Genomic DNA, 19,249 nt, shown 5'->3' on the forward strand with positions numbered 1-19,249 from the left:
CAATTATCTTGTATCTATTGAAAGGTTTAAAGCTATTTTAAACTGTTTTCATTAGTAAATATTCAAAGTTCCATTAAGTACTATTGTTTCAATGCTTACTATACCATAATCAATCATAAAAACTGTAAAAGAAAATTTTTCCAAGTATTAATTTAAAATATAAAAATATTATACAGAAAACGATTTTACCATTGAAACATCTTATCAAAGTTAAATGTTGCTGAATAATTCTCAGAAGGTATAGTTCCTGACTCCGGTGCAAATTTAGCCCTCATATCTGATTTATCCATGGAATAAACTATATTTAATATACCTAGGTTATCAGTTTTCGGATGATCTAATGAAATCGCTATATTGAAGAAATTAATGCTATTTATGTCCTTAATAGCTGTAGCTTCTATCCTAAAAGAACCTTCTGTAGGTATTTTACAGCCAGGAACACGAGTAGTCGGAGTATATGCTTCATAGGAATTGTCTTTGTTATAAATTCTTATTATTAAGTTCCACTCATAACCCTCAGGTTTCTCAGGATACTCACATTCAATATAATATTTCCCGTTTTCCTTCACAAACCTCAGCTGGTCTGCCAACTTGAGCAAAAACTCCTTTAACTTCTCAACCTTTATTCTGCCATAAGGGTCAACATCCGTTGCTTCATTAAAAGCTATTCCATCATAATACTTTACTGACCCTTCCGTCGGTCCGGAGAAACCATTGCGTCACCATTCATATCAATATACACCGTTCTTATATTTGCATTCCACTTCACAGTTGCTCCCAAAGCTTCACTTACAAATCTTACAGGCACAAAAGTTCTGTCCCCCATTAATAACGCCACGGTATCCATTTGCCTTTTCTGTCCGTTCACTTCATAATCCATATTCCCAATTTGAAGTACAACTTTTCTTTCATTTAATGATATTGTCACTTTTTTCGTATTTCCATCCCAGTTTACATCTGCACCCAGAGCTTCTCCGACAAACCTGATAGGTACCTGTGTCCTAGAATTCTCATCAATAAACGGCTCTGCATCCGGAAAATTTATCTTTGCACCATTTACCACTACCCGAATCGAAAGTTCAGAAGCCAGTGCAGATAGTGATAGCAAGTATGTAACCGCTAATACTACTGTTAACATTATTGCAATTCTTCTCATTTCAGTTTTCCCTCCATCCATATTTTTTACATAAAAAACCTTATTCTTTTTAAGTGGAATGCTTGATTTCATTTATTTTTCACCATTATTACCAGATTCAAAATCTCAATACTATCCCAATTTTTTAACATATTAACATATCTGTAAACTCTAATGCAACTTATGCTACTTCGAGTCACTCATCCGGAGCAAAAATAACTCTGTATTAACCCCGTCTGTTTCCGCTTCTTAAACACTTATTCCCAATACCCTTCTGATATCTTTCTCTTCACTCCACAACGCAAAAAAAGGACGGAAGCTGTAAACCTCCGCCCATTCTACAAATCCCATATTAATCATTTAATTAATTGCTTTTTCCAACCAAATTCTCCCTGAACTTCACAACCTCATCGGTCAACTTATAACCACTCTTCTCCAACAGACTCATATAATCCTTCACAATTGTACGAAACTCACTACTGTTTCCATACTCCAAAAACTTAAGATAAGCTTCTTTTGCCTTAGGATCCATTGCCTTTGAGTCATATTCAAACAACGGAGTATTATTAAGCCCAAACAGTGTAAAGGTTAAATACTTCCGGTGCAATTCCCTTACCTTATCAACTTTCACCGAATCTTTATACTGATTGATAAACTTCTCCTGATTCGACGCCCGTTTAAGTACCTCATCCCAACCGATGACAAGAGCTGCATCCTTTGCCGGTGTACTACTTGATTCCACAGCCATTATATTTATATACTCCCTTATATCTTCGGTTACATATTCACTGTATTTCTTATAAAATTCATAGTCAATAACAGGAAAAAACATCCCTTCCGCTGTTTCCACCTTATATCCGCTATTCTTAGTCTCCTCCAAAAGCCCTTTTACCTTTTCATCCTCAATGGCAAAAATTTTATCCAAATCAAAACCTTCAGCAAACGCCTCACTCATTTTGGCTTGTATGGTTCCGTCGCTATAAAATCGCTTATCAATATCCGGCAAAAACTCTTGCTGTAGTTTTTCAAGCTCATCAACCATCTTAGCCGCTTTTTCTTTAGAAACCTTTGAAATATTTGCATCCACAAACTTAATGATTTCAGGCAGTTTCACATCATTCTCAATCATCGCCTGAAAGTCCTTCATGATTTTATCCTGTTCGTCCTTATTATTTGCCGCAGGCATGCTAGTCTCCTGCCGGTCAACATAATTTACACCGCCTTGAGTTGCAACCGGACCGCAACCGGTAAACACCCCTCCCATAAATATGCCTATTGCCAAAACTGCCGGAACGGTTCTTGCCGAATATTTTTTGTTAAATGTCATTGCCACTTTCATCACTCCTTTGTTTTTGTATCAACCGAAGCATATTCTACAATAGGGCATTTATATATCCTGCCACAACTTATCCACCCCATTACAATGCATATGCTTATATCATAATAGACGAAATAATGGCCCGTATTGTTCATTAAAACTCTATTTCAATATAAAAAATCCCCAAAAGCTTTTATATCAAGCTCTTGAGGATCTCCTTCAAGACTATTCGAAATTCATCCCTCCTGGTAAAAACTCAACACATAAACTTTATTGCCGCACCTGAAGAAAAACTGTTCCCAGGCAAACTCATCCATCCACGCAGGTTCAGTCATTAATTTATAAACTTCTATGTTTTCACCTTCAAAAAACTCTTCCAATAACTTTAGCAATCCATTAAAAACTTTATTGCTCTCTCTATGTTTTTGCGCCGGCATTGGGTTGCCGTCCTCATCCTGGATAGACACCTCAAAATTGCGCATACTGAATACGTTAAAAAACCAGTGACTGCACGACTCAAACAATTCACTTTTCCAGTCATCCAATTCTCTCAAGTTATCTATTCTCGCACCATGCTTACTAATGGGGCTTTCATTTAAAAATCTCTCTGCGCATTCATCCAACTATTTACGTTATCGTACTCAACAAACCGGTATGTATGTGAGTAAAGCACCCCATAGAAGCTTATAATATTGGTAAGTCCGTCCAAGTACCCTAAAATTCTGTTATACACCTCAACCTTCATAACCAATCCCCTACAAATTATATAATTAATCTAATCGCCCGACTTTAATAAAAATTATTCGGTGCATTATCTATACTTTTTTCAACATTAGTTTACTACCGGCAACCAAAACAGTCAAGTTATAACAAATAATATTAAATTTTTACCGCAAACAAAAGTTTTTAATAATCAAAATAACAAGTTATTTAAAGAGCTCCGAAACTTTAAAGTTCCGGAGCTCTTTAAATAACTTTTCAGTTTTATACAAGCCTGTATTATTAGCTGAAAACTATTTGTTCTCTACAGGGAAAACATCAATAACCTTTAAAATATATTTCTTTATAGCTGAAAAATCTGTAGAATTCACATTGCCATCCCCGTTAACATCTGCTGCTATTTTTCCGTTTGGTGTCGGAAAATCGGGTATCGCTTTTAGAATGTACCTTCTCACAAGCGTTAAATCGCTTGAGTTCACATTACCATCCCCATTTACATCACCATACTTAACCTGAACCGGTGTCGGTGTCGGAAGGGGCGGAACATTCTCAACGATTGCATAGAAAGCAGGTTTTGCCTTGTATTGTCCGTCAAACAACAGCGGATATCCTCCGAGCCAGCTTGTAGCATCTGTTACTCCCCAGAATACCAATGCTGTAATGTTCATACCTTCCTTCTTCAAATCGATTAATTTAGTTACAAGTTGTTGATAACGATTAGCTTGACGCTCTAAAGCCCATTGACTGTTATCGGGGTTATTAATATCCAGCTCGGTAAGCTGAATTTCCAATCCTAATGCTGCATATCTTCTGATTGATTTTTCAAACATGCTTAAGCTTGGATACTCCATAACCCAGTGGGACTGCATTCCCATTCCGTCAACCAAACCTTTGGCTTTAAGCTCGGTAAGAATTTCAATAATAAAATCACATTTTTTGTCTTCATATTCGTTATAGTCATTGTAGAAGAGTTTACAACCGGCAGGAGCATATTTTCTTGCGTATTCAAAAGATTTAACAATAAAATCTCTTCCAACGGTTTGCATCCACAAGGAACTTCCGGGATTCTTGTTGTTCGAACCCGGATTTCTCATACCGGTCGAAGTATTAGGATCAACAGCCTCATTCACAACGTCCCAAGCGTAGAATTCGACTGTCGGATATTCAGTTGCCAAAGCTTCCATTACATTCTTTATGTAGTTTTCCAACCTCTTCAACATAACTTCTTTTGAGGCCCAAGGAGCACTTTCATCCTGGGAGTAATTTTCTCTGAAGAACCAATCCGGTGTCTGGCTATGCCATACAAGGGTATGTCCTCTTACAGGTATCTTATGTTCTTTCGCAAACTCCAACAAAGGTCTTGCCGATCTTAAAGTTACCTGAGGATTAACCTGGTCTCCTCCATTTGCTTCCATATAAGCAATTGTAGCATCATAGTCAAGCACACTGTCAGGCTTTAACTCATTACCGAAAGTCAAGCTGTTATAATGCTTGAGAAAAAGCTCTTTTGCAGGCTTCGGTGCCAATTCGGCTGCAGTTGCCGCCCCACCCACTTTAAAGTAACCTGCAAAAACATCCTTCAAGCTTGGAATATCTTTCTCAATTTCAGGCAGATTTGCAGGAGTTGCTGTAAAATCATCAATATAGAAGTCCATCAAGTCTTGCTGACTTGGGGAATTCTTGAATTCGGTTTCAACGTATATTTTTACATCCTGTGCATGGGAAGGAACTGTAAGCTGTCCCTCCAGCAAGGTCCATGCTCCTTTATAAACTGTAGCTGTCTTAATGTTTTGATATACATCCCCTGCTCCGTCATTGTATTGGAGCTGCAAACTGAATCTTTGCTCGTTTGAATATGAATTGCCCACAAATTTTACGTACACACCTATCTTATAGCTTTCACCCAATGTCAAAACATCGGATTTGTCAACCATCGGACCATTCCATGTGCTGGTACGGTCGCTAATCTTTAAACTGTACTTTCCAGAGTAAGCTTCCTCTGTAGTAAGCTCAACAGTTTCCGGACCTCTTGGTCCCCACCCGCTCAGACCTGTTTCAAAATCATCGTAAATCAGGTTCGCTGCGGATGCTTTAGGTAACGGTAAAAAACTTCCGCAAACGCCGACAGCAATAGAGCAAAGACTGTCAATAGAGTAACCAACTTTCTCCTTAACATAATTGACCTCCCAAACCTTTAAAATTTTATTTATATATCCAGGCTTTGTACAAGCCCGGTAAAAAACACAGAATAGAAAGGTTTAACAGTCAAATTAGCTTTTCTTTCCTATAATAAATTATAACTTATTTTTGGCTGCTTGTCTTAATTTTTTTATATTTTTTGCAATATTTTAGGTAATCCGTTCTTGCGATTGATAAATTATTAACAATATGGTATCATTTATTTAGCGACAATAATTTTTAATAGAAATTTGGGGATGCCTTATGATAAATTTAATCGATAAACTCTCAACCGGACAGAATTTATCCTATGATGAACTGTACCGGCTTATTGAGCACAGAAATGAAGAATTGGCCAATTATCTGTTTGAAAAAGCAAGGCAGGTGCGTATCCTCCATTACGGACATGATGTTTATATGCGCGGCCTTATTGAATTTACCAATTATTGCAGAAATGACTGCTACTATTGCGGAATAAGGAAAAGCAATTGCAATGCCGACAGATACCGCCTTACAAAAGAACAGATACTTGAATGCTGCGCCGTGGGATATGAACTTGGCTTTCGCACTTTCGTGCTCCAGGGTGGAGAGGACGGTTATTATACCGACAATATTTTGGCGGATATAGTGAGCAGTATTAAATCAAAATATCCCGATTGTGCGATTACTCTCTCCCTCGGCGAAAAAAGCTATAAAAGCTATAAAATGCTTTTTGAGGCAGGGGCGGACAGATACCTTCTTCGTCATGAGACAGCAAATGCCGGCCATTACTCAAAACTTCATCCGCAGACTTTATCCCTTGAAAACAGGAAACAATGCCTTTACAACCTAAAAGAAATAGGCTATCAGGTGGGCTGCGGTTTTATGGTTGGTTCACCGTTTCAGACCACAGAATGTATCGTTGATGATTTAATGTTTATAAAAGAATTACAGCCCCATATGGTGGGAATAGGGCCGTTTATCCCTCACAAGGATACCCCCTTTGCCGATAAAGCTGCCGGTACATTGGAGCTGACATTGTTCCTTCTCGGAATCATACGTCTAATGCTGCCCTATGTTTTGCTGCCTGCTACTACAGCTCTCGGTACAATCCACCCCAAGGCAGGGAGCTTGGTATTCTTGCAGGCGCAACGTGGTAATGCCAAACCTTTCGCCGACAGATGTAAGAAAGAAGTATCTTTTATACGACAATAAAATCTGTACCGGGGATGAAGCGGCAGAATGCAGAATGTGCCTTACGCGCCGTATAGAAAGCATCGGATACAAATTAGTTGTTTCAAGAGGCGATTGCAAAAAAATGAGCTGATAAAGAGAGTCAAAGCGATGAAGCATCACACCCATCGCTTTGACTTTTTTAGTCTCGGGGATCTGATATCCCGAGCCTTTATTAATATAGGAAGGCTGAATCTATTAAATACTATTATGCATCTTGGAATAATGTAGTAGACAAATATCTCTCTCCTGTGTCGGGAAGCAGAGCAACAATAACCTTACCTTTGTTTTCGGGTCTTTTTGCAATCTGCGTAGCAGCAAAAGCTGCAGCTCCCGAAGATATTCCCACCAACAGGCCTTCTGTTCTCGCAAGCTTCCTCGATGTTTCAAAGGCCTCTTCATTTTTAACCTTGAATATTTCATCCACAACCGAGCGGTTGAAATTATCCGGTACAAAACCTGCACCTATTCCCTGTATCTTGTGAGGACCCTTGGTTCCTCCGGATAAAACCGGCGAATCGAAAGGCTCTACTGCAACAATCTGTACTTCCGGCTTACGCTGCTTAAGTACTTCACCAACTCCGGAAATTGTTCCTCCTGTTCCGACTCCTCCTACAAATATGTCTATCTTTCCGTCAGTATCTCTCCATATTTCCTCTGCTGTTGTTACCTTATGAATCGCAGGGTTTGCAGGATTTGAGAACTGTTGAGGTATAAAGGAATTGGGTATTTCTGCAGCTAATTCCTCAGCCTTTTTAATAGCTCCTCCCATTCCGTCGGCTCCCGGTGTTAGCACCAGCTCAGCTCCTAAAGCCTTTAAAAGATTTCTTCTTTCAATACTCATTGTATCAGGCATTGTAAGAATAACCCTATAGCCTTTCGCAGCTGCAACAAAAGCCAAGGCAATGCCTGTATTTCCGCTTGTAGGTTCAATAATAACACTATCTTTGTTTAATAGTCCTTTTTCTTCTGCATCCTTTATCATTGCGAAACCAATCCTATCCTTTACACTGGACGCAGGATTGAAGTATTCCAGCTTTGCTATCAGTACGGCTTCCAAATTGTTTGCTTTGCTATAATTGGACAACTCCAAAAGCGGGGTATTTCCTATAAGCTCTGTCAGGTTCTTAGCAATTTTGGACATTTCGGCACCTCCAAATCAATTAATCCAAATCAATCATATATGTTTTGTTGTTTTTATTTTATTACTTTTACACTTATTTGTCAATCCTTATTTACCAATTCTTCATTCATACTTCCGGTCCTGTATCCTATAAGGTCAAGGGAAACATATACAAATCCCAGTTCCTTAAACTTTGTATATACTGAATTTCTGATTTGCTTATCTAAAAACCTTTCGAAATCCCGCTCCTTGACTTCAATTCTTGCCAAATTGCCGTGATACCTTACCCGAACCTGCCCAAAGCCCAAATCAATCAAAAACTGTTCTGCTTTATCCACCCTTTTGAGTTTTTCCTCTGTTATTCTCTCGCCGTAGGGAAATCTTGAGGATAAACAGGCAAAAGAAGGTTTGTTCCAAGTTTTCAGTCCCATTTCCTTTGACAACAGCCGGATTTCATCCTTGGTCAGCCCAACTTCCCGCAAAGGACTTACTATTTCGAGCTCTTCAATTGCCCGAAGTCCAGGCCGGTAATCTCCAAGGTCATCATAATTGGAACCTTCAACTACGAATTTAAAGCCTTCATCCTTTGCTATCTGCTTTATTTTATTAAAAAGCTCCTTCTTGCACAAATAGCACCTGTTGGGAGGATTCTGGGCAAAACCTTCCAATTCCAGCTCCTCTGAAATTATTGTCCTAAAAGGAATTCCATATTCGAAAGCAAATTTCTCCGCATCCTTAAATTCTCTTTCCGGAAAGGAGGCCGACCTTGCCGTTACGGCAAGTACCTTGTTCCCTAAAGCATCATGGGCCACTTTCAGAAGGAATGTTGAGTCCACTCCTCCTGAAAAGGCAACAATAGTGCTTTCCATTTCTTTTATTCTTGCTTTAAGTTTTTCCATTTTAGCATTCGCATTCATAATTTTTATGCCCCCACTGTCTTTTTCAGTGCCTGTTCAATGTCATAAATAAGGTCATCCACATCTTCAATTCCAATTGAAAGCCTTATCTGATCCGGTGTAACACCGCAAGCTTTTTGTTCTTCCTCCGACAACTGGGAATGAGTTGTTGACGACGGATGAATAACTAAGGATTTTGCATCGGCAACATTAGCTAAAAGTGAGAATATTTCAAGGCTTTCAATGAATTTCTTTGCAGCGTCATATCCGCCTTTTATTCCAAAAGTAAATATCGAACCTGCTCCCTTCGGTAAGTATTTTTGAGCAAGGTCATAATATTTATTGCCTTTTAAACTCGGATAATTTACCCATGATACCTGTGGATGGTTTTGCAGGAACTCAGCTATCTTTTTGGCATTTGACACATGCTTTTCAACCCTCAGGGACAGTGTCTCCAGCCTTGAAGGAGAAGGAAAGAATTAAACGGGCTTATGCAAGCACCTGTGTCTCTCAAGAGCTGTACCCTGGCTCTGATAATATATGCAAGTGGCCCTAATGCCTCGACATATTTCAATCCGTGGTAGCTTGGATCCGGCTCGGTAAGTACCGGGAATCTTCCGCTTCCTGCCCAGTCAAACTTTCCGGAGTCAACAATGACTCCCCCTATGGAAGTTCCGTGTCCGCCGATGAACTTCGTTGCGGAATGTACGACAATATCGGCTCCAAATTCAATAGGTCTTATAAGATACGGAGTACCGAAGGTATTGTCGACAATAAGCGGTATACCGTTTTCATGGGCAATTTTTGCAACAGCTTCAATGTCAACTATATTAATTCCGGGATTTCCAAGAGTCTCAATATAAAGGGCTTTTGTCTTTTCATTTATTGCCTTTCTAAAATTCTCCGGGTCGTCAGGGTCCACAAAAACAGTTTTAATTCCAAGACGGGGTAAAGTCGCCGCAAAAAGGTTATATGTTCCCCCGTAAAGAGTACTTGCCGAAACAATTTCATCTCCGGTTCCGGCAATATTGAGTATTGCATAGGTAATGGCTGCCGAACCTGAAGATACCGCCAGTGCTCCGACTCCTCCCTCCAAAGCTGCCATTCTTTGCTCAAACACATCAGTGGTCGGATTCATAATTCTAGTATAAATGTTGCCGTTTTCTTTTAATGCAAAGAGATTTGCCGCATGCTCAGGGCTGTCGAATACATAGGATGTGGTCTGGTAAATCGGAACTGCTCTTGAACCTGTAGTAGGGTCAGGCTTCTGACCTGCATGCACCTGTAGAGTGTCAAATTTCAATTTTCTTTCTGCCATAGTTAAATCTCCTTTCAAATACGATTTTTCTTATTGACTTTGTCGTGTTTGATATAAAAATTATATGTAATACATTGTGTTGTCAATGCCATTTCGTTTCCTGTAATCTTCGGCCAGATCCTCCAATGTCACAGAATCCACCAACTCGTTAAGACTGCTGTTCATTTTTTCCCAAACGTTAATCCTTATACATTTTCGTATAGATGACTCATTTGCCGCGGAATTCTCATCATCTTCATCCGTAACCGAAAGAGGACCTTCAAGAACCCTCAAAATTCTTCCCACCTTTATATCCGATGGACTTTCAGACAATACATATCCCCCCTGAGCACCTTTGGCACTTTTAACCAGCCCGATTTTCTAAGGTGGAAAATACCTGTTCCAAATAATTTGTAGAAATTCCCTGTCTTTCTGCAATACTGGCCAATGTAACATGCTCTCCGTTGGAGTACACAGCAAGGTCAATCATTGCCCTAAGTCCGTATCTTCCTTTAGTTGAGAATCTCAATTAATTCACCTCTTTCCCTGCCGAAACTATAAGCTTTCCATCAAAATATTAAATATAATATTCCAATTCTATATTTCGGGAGATGCTGCTGTTATAGCACTTTACCAGGTCTTCGATGGTGATGGAATTTGCTACATCGCTCAAGGTATTCATAACTCTCTCCCAGAAACTCCGTGCCGTACAATTCTCAAACCTGTCGCAAGCGCTCTTTGACCGTTTGGATTTCTCAGCAATACAAGGAACCGGTGCCAATGGTCCCTCAAGCACCGTCAAAACTTCACCTACCGTTATTTGTGAAGGGTCCCGGGCAAGAACATATCCCCCCTGGGCTCCCCTTATGCTTTCAACAATTCCTGCACGCCTTAAAATTAAAAAAATCTGTAATATATATGCCTCAGACATCCCGCATCTTTCGGCTATACTTTTTAAATTCACACGTCCTTCAGATGAATGGATTGCAAGGTCAACAATTGCCTCCAATCCATATCTGCCCTTTGTAGAGATTTTCAAGCTGATCACTCCTATTACTTGTCTGTTACCTCTCCTACCCTCTATCTCATTTCAACTCATTTAAATCAAACGGTGTTTCCTGGTACACATAATAGTTCAGCCAGTTTGAAAACAGAAGATTTGCATGTCCTCTCCATTTAACAACCGGTGCTTTGCTCGGGTCATTATCCGGAAAGTAGTTCTTTGGCATTTTTATATCAAGTCCTTTTAACAAATCCCTTTCATACTCCTCTTTCAAGGTAAGCTGGTCATACTCGGAATGGCCTGTCACAAAAACCTGCCTTCCTCCGTCAGTCTTCATAATATATACGCCCGCTTCCTCAGAGTCGGAAAGAATATCGATTTCTCCCACTTTTTCAATGTCTTCTCTTCTTACCTCTGTATGTCTGGAATGCGGAGCATAAAAAGAATCGTCAAATCCTCTTAATAGCATTGTATTGGGCTTGCAAATGCGATGTTCAAAAATACCGAACATTTTCTCTTTTAAAGGATATTTTTTTATACCGTAATGATGGTACAACGCTGCCTGGGCTCCCCAGCAAATGTGAAATGTGGAATATACATTGCGAAGGCTCCAGTCCATTATCATTTTCAGCTCATCCCAGTAATTAACCTCTTCAAAATCCATTTGTTCCACCGGTGCACCGGTGATTATAAGCCCGTCAAATTTTTCTTCCTTTACCTCATCAAAAGTCTTATAAAACTTCGTCAAGTGTTCTTCGGGAGTATTCTTTGATACATGGGTCTTCGGATGCAAAAGCTCTATCTCTACCTGAATAGGGGTATTGCCAATTAAGCGAAGAAGCTGCGTCTCCGTAGTAATCTTTGTAGGCATCAGATTCAATATTGCAATCCTAAGTGGTCTGACGTCCTGATGCAAAGCTCTTTGCTCGTCCATCACAAATATATTCTCGTTGTTTAGTACCTCTTTAGCCGGTAAACTATCAGGTATTTTTATTGGCATGTATCAAACCTCCTATGCATAATTTACCCATAACTTCGATCTCCTATATATCATTATAATTGCAATTATAGCACGATTAAATACCTTTTGGCAATGTTATAAGAAATTCCGTTCCCTCATTTACTTTACTGTAAACTTCTATATTTCCATCATGAGCTTCGACAATGGTTTTTGCAATAGTAAGTCCTATACCGGCCCCTCCCGTCAGCCTATTTCGGGATTTGTCCGCTCTATAAAGCCTTTCGAATACAAAGGGCAAGTCCTCTTCAGGTATACCCTGCCCATTATCCTTCACTCTGATTTCAAGCATATCTTCCTTGCTCTCGACGCTTATTCCGACCATTCCTCCTGTCTGAGTATACTTCAAGGCGTTTGATACAAGGTTAATTATTACCTGACTCATTTTATCCCTGTCGGCAAAAATTTCCTCAGCCTTTCCCTCAAAAGCAATATCTATTCCATTATTTTTAAACTCGGGTTCAAAATTGCATATGATTCTTCGTATCAGTTCCGTCATATCAAATACGGTTTTATTTAATACTAAGCTTTCACTCTCATATTTTGCCAGTTTCTCAAGATCTCCCACCATCTTGTTTATCCTGATTATTTCTTCATAGCAGCTTTTGAGCCTGTCCGCATCCGGTTCCCATATACCGTCTATCATGGCTTCCATATGGCTTTGCAATGTTGCAAGGGGTGTTCGAAGTTCGTGAGCAACATCGGCTCCCATCTTTTTCCGCAATGCTTCCTGCTTTTCAAGAGTTTGGGCTAAGTTATTGATGGTCGATGTCAACTGGCATATTTCCTCTGTTGAGGATTCTTCCGTTATTCTGTCGGAAAAGTATCCCCGGGCAATCGACTGCGCACTGCTTATAACCCTGGCTATAGGCAGGCTCAACATTCTTGCCATTATGCCTCCGAGCACCAGCGATAAAATCACTGAAAAAACACCTACTCCAATAAGAATCTTGTTTAAGGTGTTTATAAATGCCAGGTCATTGTCACTCAAATAGTATGGTCCATAGGAGCCAATCTCCACAAAACCGACATTTTTATTGTTGTAATTTACCTCGTAGGGTACCTCCCTATAGATCTCTCCTGCATCAGGATAACGGCTGCTCACGTTTTTTGCCATATGCTCAATAATCCTTTGGCACATTCCGTTGTTATGGGCTGTCGCATCCCAGATTATTTTACCGCTGATATCCTTTACCTTTATTATCAAACCGCTTTCAAGCGCGCTGACTCCAATAACCTCAACCATATCTGCATTCCATTTTCCATCTCCCAAATATTGCTGGCTTACCGATGTAACAACTTCACGGTGTCTCTTTTCCTGATTCCGGTTGACATACTTTCTAAAATGGCTGTCAAGAAGCATATTGGTTAATACCATTACAAGAACAACGCTTATCATGGCTACCAGAAGATAAGAAACGGACAGCTTTATTCTCAAACTGAATTTCACCACAAATCCCCTCTTCCAATTCGTGTCATTCCGTACCTTGGAATCTATATCCCACTCCATGAACCGTTAAAATATATTTCGGTGCTTTAGAATCAGTCTCAATTTTTTGCCTCAAATTTTTAATATGGGTGTCCACTGTCCTGTCAAAGCCTTCAAAGTCATCTCCCAACGCAATACTGATAAGTTCCTCCCTCGTAAAAGTTTTTCCGGGGTACTTTACCAAAGTCATGAGAATTTTATATTCCTTCGGGGTCAAATTCACTATATTATCTCCTTTTCGTACTTCATACTTCAAGCTGTCAATGACAAGGTCCCCATTATTGAATGAATAAATATTAGAAAGCGGTACAGGGTCTTCGAATGTTCTTCTAAGTACCGCCGCAACCCTTGCCACAAGCTGTTTCGGGCTAAAGGGTTTGGTTATGTAATCATCCGCACCAATATTAAGTCCTTTAAGAATATCCTCTTCTTCCGCTTTTGCTGTCAGCATTATAATGGGTACTCTTGACTTATTTCTAATAATTTTGCATATTTCTTCTCCACTCAAATCCGGAAGCATCAAATCAAGAACAATAAGGGAAAGAGGAACTCTCTCAAGCATCTCGAGTGCCTCTTTTCCGGTATAGGCTTCATATACTTCATACCCGCTGTGCTGAAGATAAGATTTTACGACTTCAACAATCTTTTTCTCATCATCCACTACCAGTATTTTTTTTGAACAGTTAAGCATATTGCAAGCCTCCTACTCCTATTATACCTCTGTTTTGACCACTTTTGCCTTTTCAGTCTGCTCCTTGATCTTACCTTTTTCTCTTTCATAAATTCAAAGGGACTCATCAAAAGCCGTTACAAAAGCTTATAGGGGGCACAGCATCCCCCTATCCAGGCTCAAAACTTGTATAATTTACTTTAGATTAAAACCTTCACTTTTTTCGTTTATGTCATTTCGATTTACCGCATTGATATCATCTACCACTTTTATATACCCATGAATCATTCCCATCCAACAAGAATATACAAAGTCCCCTTCCTTATCCGGTGTAAATTCGATTATATTATCTCCAATTCCCAGCTTCTTATTGTTTATTCCAAACTCCCGGGCAACAATCGCGTTATTGCAGCCGTTCAAGTCTTCCTTTTTGGCCTTTATTGTCCACTTTACCGGTATACCCTTTTGCACGATTATCGATTCATATCTTCCCGGCTCCAACTGTGTTACAACGACCTGAACATCGCCTTCAATTTTGGCTATACCGGAGGACCTGCCAAAATCGGCATTAAAAAGCGGAAGATTATATCCCGAAAGACTCAGGCCTCTGTTCAACATTACAACTCCCAAAACTATTACCAAAACTGCGCTTACTTTCATCATTTTCTTGGTAAACTTTCCGCTCACTACTGAACTTATTGCTCCCAGCACAAACATAAGAGGAACAGTCCCCAAGGAAAACATGAACATCGATGCCGCACCGGCAACAAAACTTCCCGTTCCTAATGCATAGAGCTGCATTGCCTGTAGGGGGCCGCACGGCATCAGACCATTTAGAAGTCCCACAAGCAAAGGCCCTTTGTTTTTAGCATTGCTTATCTTACTGCCAAAAATTTTAGGCATTCTGGGGCTAATCTTTCTTAGGACCGGAAATAGGTTTAACATATTTAATCCCATAATAATCATAAAGACGCCGGATATTATTGCCACTGCACCTTTTGCAGCACCCGAGAAACCAATTGCAGAGCCCAGAGCTCCCACAACTCCTCCAACAACGGTATAGGAAATCACTCTTCCCAGGTTATATAAAAAACTTGGCATAAGATGCGCAAATTCAACTTGCTTTTTTGCTTCGCCGTTTGTCTCACCGCAAGTTTCTGATTTACCGCTGCCGGCATTGTATTTTATACATACAGACATATTAATCCCGCCGCACATGGCAATACAGTGAAGCGAAGTTAAAAGTCCCACTACAAAAAGCAATCCATAGCTCATCGACCGGTCTACCTCAGGTATGAAATTAAATATCTGGGTATTTTTCACAATGACAAAAAAAGCCAGAAAGATAACGCTTATACACAAGTTGTCCCTTTTCCGTTTTAACTTCATCTTCCGGCACCGGATTGAATCTCTTACTATTGCCCGGATTATTTTCCTCTGCAATACCTTTTACTTTGTAATCAAGCTTTTCAATTGCTTCAATTATCTTTTCCGAATTTAGCCTGTTTGCATCATAGGCCACATAAACGGTTGAATTGCTATAGGTAGCTTTTACATCAGTTACGCCGTCTAATTTTCTCAATACATTCTCAATTCTCGTCTCACAACCTGTACAAGTCATCCCGTGAACATAAAGCCTATTTACAGCAAAATTATTTTTCATATTAGCCTCCAGGTACATATTATCAGACATAAACATCAACTACCTTGTCTTCCAGTTGCTCGGGAACAATTCTTTGTTCTGTAATATAAAGTCCCTGGAAATAATAATGTTTGAACCGTCGTCGGTTTTCTCTTCTTTCGTTATCGGTACCGGGTTGCAGCCGCCTCTTTCCTGTTCAACCATATCCATTCTAAAACTGTTTCCGCAGTTCTGGCAAACCAGAAGGTCAGCCTGCTGCTTGAAATATGCTCTTGGAGAGCCGTTACATACCTGACAGGTATTAAAAGCAGTCCTTATAGAACCGTCACTAGCTTTGACAGCCAAAACTTCCAACTTTGTTCCATCCGCATTATAAGGATAGAATTTTACATTTTCAGTAATTTCACTCTTGGGAATTATTAAGTCTCCCGTTGAGACACTTTCGCCGCCCTTTATAGCTCTTGCAATAAATATTCCCGCAATTAAAATCGCAACACAGCCAATAGAAATGATTATGCCTTTATTTGTGTTTTTCTTCTTTTTGCTCATATTCTCCCCCTACCTCCAAATATTTTATATAGATAAATAATAGCAGGAGTTTATGAAGATTTTATGGAGACGGCTATAATTTATGTTTTTTCGCTATGATTTTATAGATTTGTCACTCTAAAAATTGCGCAAATAGATTTTACAGCCGGATTACTTTTAGGGATTTTTTAAGAAATTTAAAAGCCCTAATCTACCCATTTAAAACGTACGATTAAGGCTAATTACTAAATATTATCATGAACTTTTTGAATTTATCTATATTCATGGCTCAGTTCCTCTTGCTCTTTTTGCTCAAAACAGCATTCAACATTATTATACTTCATAGCTCTAAATGCATCCGTTTTGGCCAGTGTCTTGGCAATGTCGATGATTATAAGCACAAACATCAGAATGGCGGCAACCTGTTTGAATGTCCAGTCTATAGAATTTACATATATTGAAAGTACAGGATGCAAGAATGTCAACAACATATACGCAAATATTCCCCACAACAATGAAAATTTAAGGCAAATACGCCCATGCAGGTTCAATTCCTCATTACTGTAATCCCAAGCCTTGATGTTAAAAAACTTTTCCAAAATATATCCGGTCACGTATTCAAGGACTGTAGTAATCACTATTGCCGAAACTACACTCATGTATATTGGCATTGTTCCGGGCTTAATGAACGCATTAATTCCTAAAATGAAAAGAGCACCAAATCCATAAATAGGACATATAGGTCCTGCAAGAACCCCCCTGTTTACAAAGCGTTTTTCCACATAAGCGGCATAAACAACCTCTGACATCCAGCCTAAAAATGAGTACAAAACAAAGTAGATAACAGTGTCACAGATGACTTCCCTCATACCTTTTCCCCCTTCCGCTTTACCACGGTAGTTAAGGTCATAGGACCTGCAACGCATTGACCTTCAAGTAATAAATAACGCTTTATATTTCTTTTTGATTTTGAAGATAATATATCGATAGCACACAAACGCTGTTAACAAATATCCGTAAAGTTAAAAGTTGTAATAAACCGCTACATTAGCACTCTCAAATATCGAGTGCTAATAATATTTTACAAAGCAGCAATTTTTCTGTCAAGGTAGTTTTTAACTTCTACTTTTTCATTTGATTTTTGAAACACATCTTCTTTTATATAAATTTGAAAAATAAAAACCCACAGAATCAACGATTCTGCAGGTATTGGAGGCGCCACCCGGATTTGAACCGGGGAGTAAAGGTTTTGCAGACCTCTGCCTTACCACTTGGCTATGGCGCCATATTTAGAAGCTAAAGACTGGAAAACAAACTCCAGTCTTTAGTTCTCAATTTGGAGCGGGTTACGAGATTTGAACTCGCGACTTTCACCTTGGCAAGGTGACACTCTACCGCTGAGTTAAACCCGCATATGGTGCCCAGAGCCGGAATCGAACCAGCGACACGAGGATTTTCAGTCCTCTGCTCTACCAACTGAGCTATCTGGGCTAATTGGCGACCCGGAAGGGGCTCGAACCCTCGACCTCCAGCGTGACAGGCTGGCATTCTAACCAACTGAACTACCGGGCCATGTGTGGTGGGCACTATAGGGCTCGAACCTATGACCCCCTGCTTGTAAGGCAGATGCTCTCCCAGCTGAGCTAAGCGCCCACACAATTAAGTCATTTTTGCGACAATTGAAAGTATACAAAAATTATTGCTTAAAGTCAATACCTAAATTACTGATAATTTCAAATTATTCATCTATTACTCTTAATATCTTTGTATACCTCGCCGATACTACTTATTATAATATATATTCCCTTATCTATTTTACCCTTTCACAAGTTTTAATAAGTCCTCCTCGGAGAACCAGTATTTCCTATTGCAGAAATGACAATGGGCCTCTGCCCCATGGTCTTCGTTGATCATACTCATTATCTCTTCTTTACCCAAAGTCATTATATTTCTCTCCATTCGTTCCCTTGAGCAATTGCAAAAGTACCTGCAGGGCGATTTATCAATTATCTTGACATCCTTTTCGGCAAGAATCATGTCAATAATCTCCTCCGGGCTTCTGCCTTTCGCCAGCAGCTCCGAAACCGGCGGTATGGTACTTATCTTGTTTTCAATAAACGAAATTGTCTCCTCGTCTGCCCCAGGCATCAACTGAAGAATAAATCCACCCGAGCTTACAACAATTTGGGTTGCATTGGTCAATACTCCCAAAGCTGTAACCGTAGGAATCTGTTCGGAATACACATAATAGTACGTAATATCTTCAGCAATCTCGCCGGAAATGAGGTCAACATATCCTACATAAGGCTCTTTCAATCCCAAGTCTTTTATAACGTTTAAGTACCCGCTTCCAACAGCACCGGCAACATCATATTTTCCCTTGCTGTTTAGAGGCAAGTATACCAACGGGTTGTGAACATATCCTTTTATATTTGCAGACGAATCGGATACCGCAACAATTCCGCCTATTGGCCCGTCCCCTTTGATCTGCAGCGTTATAGCAGCCTTTTCTTCCTTTAATGATGTAGACATCATAGCCGCCGCAGTCATTGTCCTTCCCAAGGCAACTGTGGCAAGCGGCGACAAGCATGAACCTTCTGCGCCTCTTTAACCATGTTTGTTGTAGCTGCTGCAATAGCTCTTATTGTGCCTTCTCCTGCGGTAGCCCTAACAATATAATCTTCCATTTTTCAATCCCACCCTCTAAAAGCATATTCATCTATTTGATAGCGTTTTCAGGTAATTGAAAACCCCGGTATTTTGATACCGGGGTGTGTGGCCATTTTTATATTAAATCTTTTAAGACTTTTATTAGGCCTTTGTCACATTTGAAGCTTGAGGTCCTTTTGCACCTTCAACAACTTCAAATTCGACTTCAGCACCTTCTTCCAATGTCTTATAGCCATCCATGTTTATTGCTGAAAAATGTACGAAAACATCGTTTCCGCCTTCTCTCTCGATAAAACCAAAACCTTTTTCAGCATTAAACCATTTTACTCTTCCTCTTTCCATCCTGCACT

16 protein-coding genes, 5 tRNA genes and 5 pseudogenes are annotated in these 19,249 nt (G+C 39.7%); 1 reads left to right on the forward strand and 25 read right to left on the reverse strand.

Annotated features, from left to right (window positions below; all coding sequences use genetic code 11):
• Positions 1-185: 185 nt before the first annotated feature.
• The 5 genes and pseudogenes from JCM21531_RS24395 to JCM21531_RS07440 all read right to left on the reverse strand — a co-directional run bounded on the left by JCM21531_RS24395 (position 186) and on the right by JCM21531_RS07440 (position 5,248).
• A pseudogene (locus tag JCM21531_RS24395) lies at positions 186-1,156 on the reverse strand (copper amine oxidase N-terminal domain-containing protein).
• A 343-nt stretch (positions 1,157-1,499) separates the two neighbouring features.
• Entirely contained in the window at positions 1,500-2,462 is a 963-nt protein-coding gene (locus tag JCM21531_RS07430; RefSeq protein WP_038288817.1) for a hypothetical protein, read from the reverse strand.
• A 227-nt stretch (positions 2,463-2,689) separates the two neighbouring features.
• Positions 2,690-3,076 (reverse strand): hypothetical protein, encoded by a 387-nt coding sequence (locus JCM21531_RS07435; RefSeq protein ID WP_243467386.1) that lies wholly within the window; start codon positions 3,074-3,076, stop codon positions 2,690-2,692.
• Positions 3,049-3,198 (reverse strand): hypothetical protein, encoded by a 150-nt coding sequence (locus JCM21531_RS21285; protein ID WP_243467387.1) that lies wholly within the window; start codon positions 3,196-3,198, stop codon positions 3,049-3,051. The genes JCM21531_RS07435 and JCM21531_RS21285 overlap by 28 nt, the downstream gene beginning before the upstream one ends.
• A 268-nt stretch (positions 3,199-3,466) precedes the next feature.
• Entirely contained in the window at positions 3,467-5,248 is a 1,782-nt protein-coding gene (locus JCM21531_RS07440; protein WP_369347599.1) for an endo-1,4-beta-xylanase, read from the reverse strand.
• Between the two features lie 367 nt (positions 5,249-5,615).
• Here JCM21531_RS07440 and hydE point away from each other — a divergent pair.
• Positions 5,616-6,657: pseudogene (gene hydE, locus JCM21531_RS07445) on the forward strand ([FeFe] hydrogenase H-cluster radical SAM maturase HydE).
• A gap of 114 nt (positions 6,658-6,771) precedes the next feature.
• On the opposite strand, the gene cysK reads toward hydE, so the two are convergent.
• The 20 genes and pseudogenes from cysK to JCM21531_RS07535 form a co-directional block, all read right to left on the reverse strand.
• Positions 6,772-7,707, reverse strand: a complete 936-nt coding sequence (cysK, locus tag JCM21531_RS07450; protein ID WP_038288775.1) for a cysteine synthase A — start codon at positions 7,705-7,707, stop codon at positions 6,772-6,774.
• An 80-nt stretch (positions 7,708-7,787) separates the two neighbouring features.
• Complete coding sequence (gene larE, locus JCM21531_RS07455; protein ID WP_038288778.1) at positions 7,788-8,603, reverse strand: ATP-dependent sacrificial sulfur transferase LarE; 816 nt, start codon at positions 8,601-8,603, stop codon at positions 7,788-7,790.
• A gap of 5 nt (positions 8,604-8,608) precedes the next feature.
• Positions 8,609-9,900, reverse strand: a pseudogene (locus JCM21531_RS07460) (homocysteine synthase).
• A gap of 60 nt (positions 9,901-9,960) precedes the next feature.
• Positions 9,961-10,408: pseudogene (locus JCM21531_RS07465) on the reverse strand (RrF2 family transcriptional regulator).
• Positions 10,409-10,456: 48 nt separating this feature from the next.
• Positions 10,457-10,918: an RrF2 family transcriptional regulator gene (locus JCM21531_RS07470; RefSeq protein WP_038288780.1), complete on the reverse strand. Its 462-nt coding sequence runs from the start codon at positions 10,916-10,918 to the stop codon at positions 10,457-10,459.
• A gap of 46 nt (positions 10,919-10,964) precedes the next feature.
• On the reverse strand, positions 10,965-11,882 hold the full coding sequence (metA, locus tag JCM21531_RS07475; protein ID WP_038288783.1) for a homoserine O-acetyltransferase MetA: 918 nt from the start codon (positions 11,880-11,882) through the stop codon (positions 10,965-10,967).
• A gap of 76 nt (positions 11,883-11,958) precedes the next feature.
• Positions 11,959-13,350 (reverse strand): sensor histidine kinase, encoded by a 1,392-nt coding sequence (locus JCM21531_RS07480; RefSeq protein WP_038288818.1) that lies wholly within the window; start codon positions 13,348-13,350, stop codon positions 11,959-11,961.
• 25 nt (positions 13,351-13,375) lie between these two features.
• The gene (locus tag JCM21531_RS07485; protein WP_038288786.1) at positions 13,376-14,080 is read right to left on the reverse strand and encodes a response regulator transcription factor; all 705 of its coding nucleotides are present in this window, start codon (positions 14,078-14,080) and stop codon (positions 13,376-13,378) included.
• 174 nt (positions 14,081-14,254) lie between these two features.
• On the reverse strand, positions 14,255-15,334 hold the full coding sequence (locus JCM21531_RS07490; RefSeq protein ID WP_243467388.1) for a sulfite exporter TauE/SafE family protein: 1,080 nt from the start codon (positions 15,332-15,334) through the stop codon (positions 14,255-14,257).
• A 25-nt stretch (positions 15,335-15,359) separates the two neighbouring features.
• Positions 15,360-15,722, reverse strand: coding sequence for a heavy-metal-associated domain-containing protein (locus JCM21531_RS21290; protein ID WP_243467389.1), 363 nt, complete (start codon positions 15,720-15,722; stop codon positions 15,360-15,362).
• Between the two features lie 39 nt (positions 15,723-15,761).
• Positions 15,762-16,250 carry a DUF2318 domain-containing protein gene (locus JCM21531_RS07495; RefSeq protein WP_038288787.1) on the reverse strand — a complete coding sequence of 163 codons (489 nt, stop codon included), beginning with the start codon at positions 16,248-16,250 and terminating at the stop codon, positions 15,762-15,764.
• Between the two features lie 251 nt (positions 16,251-16,501).
• Positions 16,502-17,098 (reverse strand): putative ABC transporter permease, encoded by a 597-nt coding sequence (locus tag JCM21531_RS07500; RefSeq protein WP_038288788.1) that lies wholly within the window; start codon positions 17,096-17,098, stop codon positions 16,502-16,504.
• Between the two features lie 212 nt (positions 17,099-17,310).
• Positions 17,311-17,451: a hypothetical protein gene (locus JCM21531_RS18895; RefSeq protein ID WP_157833656.1), complete on the reverse strand. Its 141-nt coding sequence runs from the start codon at positions 17,449-17,451 to the stop codon at positions 17,311-17,313.
• Positions 17,440-17,514, reverse strand: a tRNA-Cys gene (locus JCM21531_RS07505). The genes JCM21531_RS18895 and JCM21531_RS07505 overlap by 12 nt, the downstream gene beginning before the upstream one ends.
• A 52-nt stretch (positions 17,515-17,566) precedes the next feature.
• Positions 17,567-17,641: transfer RNA gene (locus tag JCM21531_RS07510), tRNA-Gly, on the reverse strand.
• Positions 17,642-17,644: 3 nt separating this feature from the next.
• A tRNA-Phe gene (locus tag JCM21531_RS07515) sits at positions 17,645-17,720 on the reverse strand.
• Positions 17,721-17,724: 4 nt separating this feature from the next.
• A tRNA-Asp gene (locus JCM21531_RS07520) sits at positions 17,725-17,801 on the reverse strand.
• Between the two features lie 5 nt (positions 17,802-17,806).
• Positions 17,807-17,882, reverse strand: a tRNA-Val gene (locus JCM21531_RS07525).
• 162 nt (positions 17,883-18,044) lie between these two features.
• Positions 18,045-18,916 (reverse strand): annotated as a pseudogene (gene hslO, locus JCM21531_RS07530) (Hsp33 family molecular chaperone HslO).
• Positions 18,917-19,040: 124 nt separating this feature from the next.
• Positions 19,041-19,241, reverse strand: coding sequence for a cold-shock protein (locus JCM21531_RS07535; protein WP_038288789.1), 201 nt, complete (start codon positions 19,239-19,241; stop codon positions 19,041-19,043).
• Between the last annotated feature and the right edge of the window lie 8 nt (positions 19,242-19,249).

This window comes from Acetivibrio straminisolvens JCM 21531, assembly GCF_000521465.1.
Lineage (GTDB): Bacteria > Bacillota > Clostridia > Acetivibrionales > Acetivibrionaceae > Hungateiclostridium > Hungateiclostridium straminisolvens.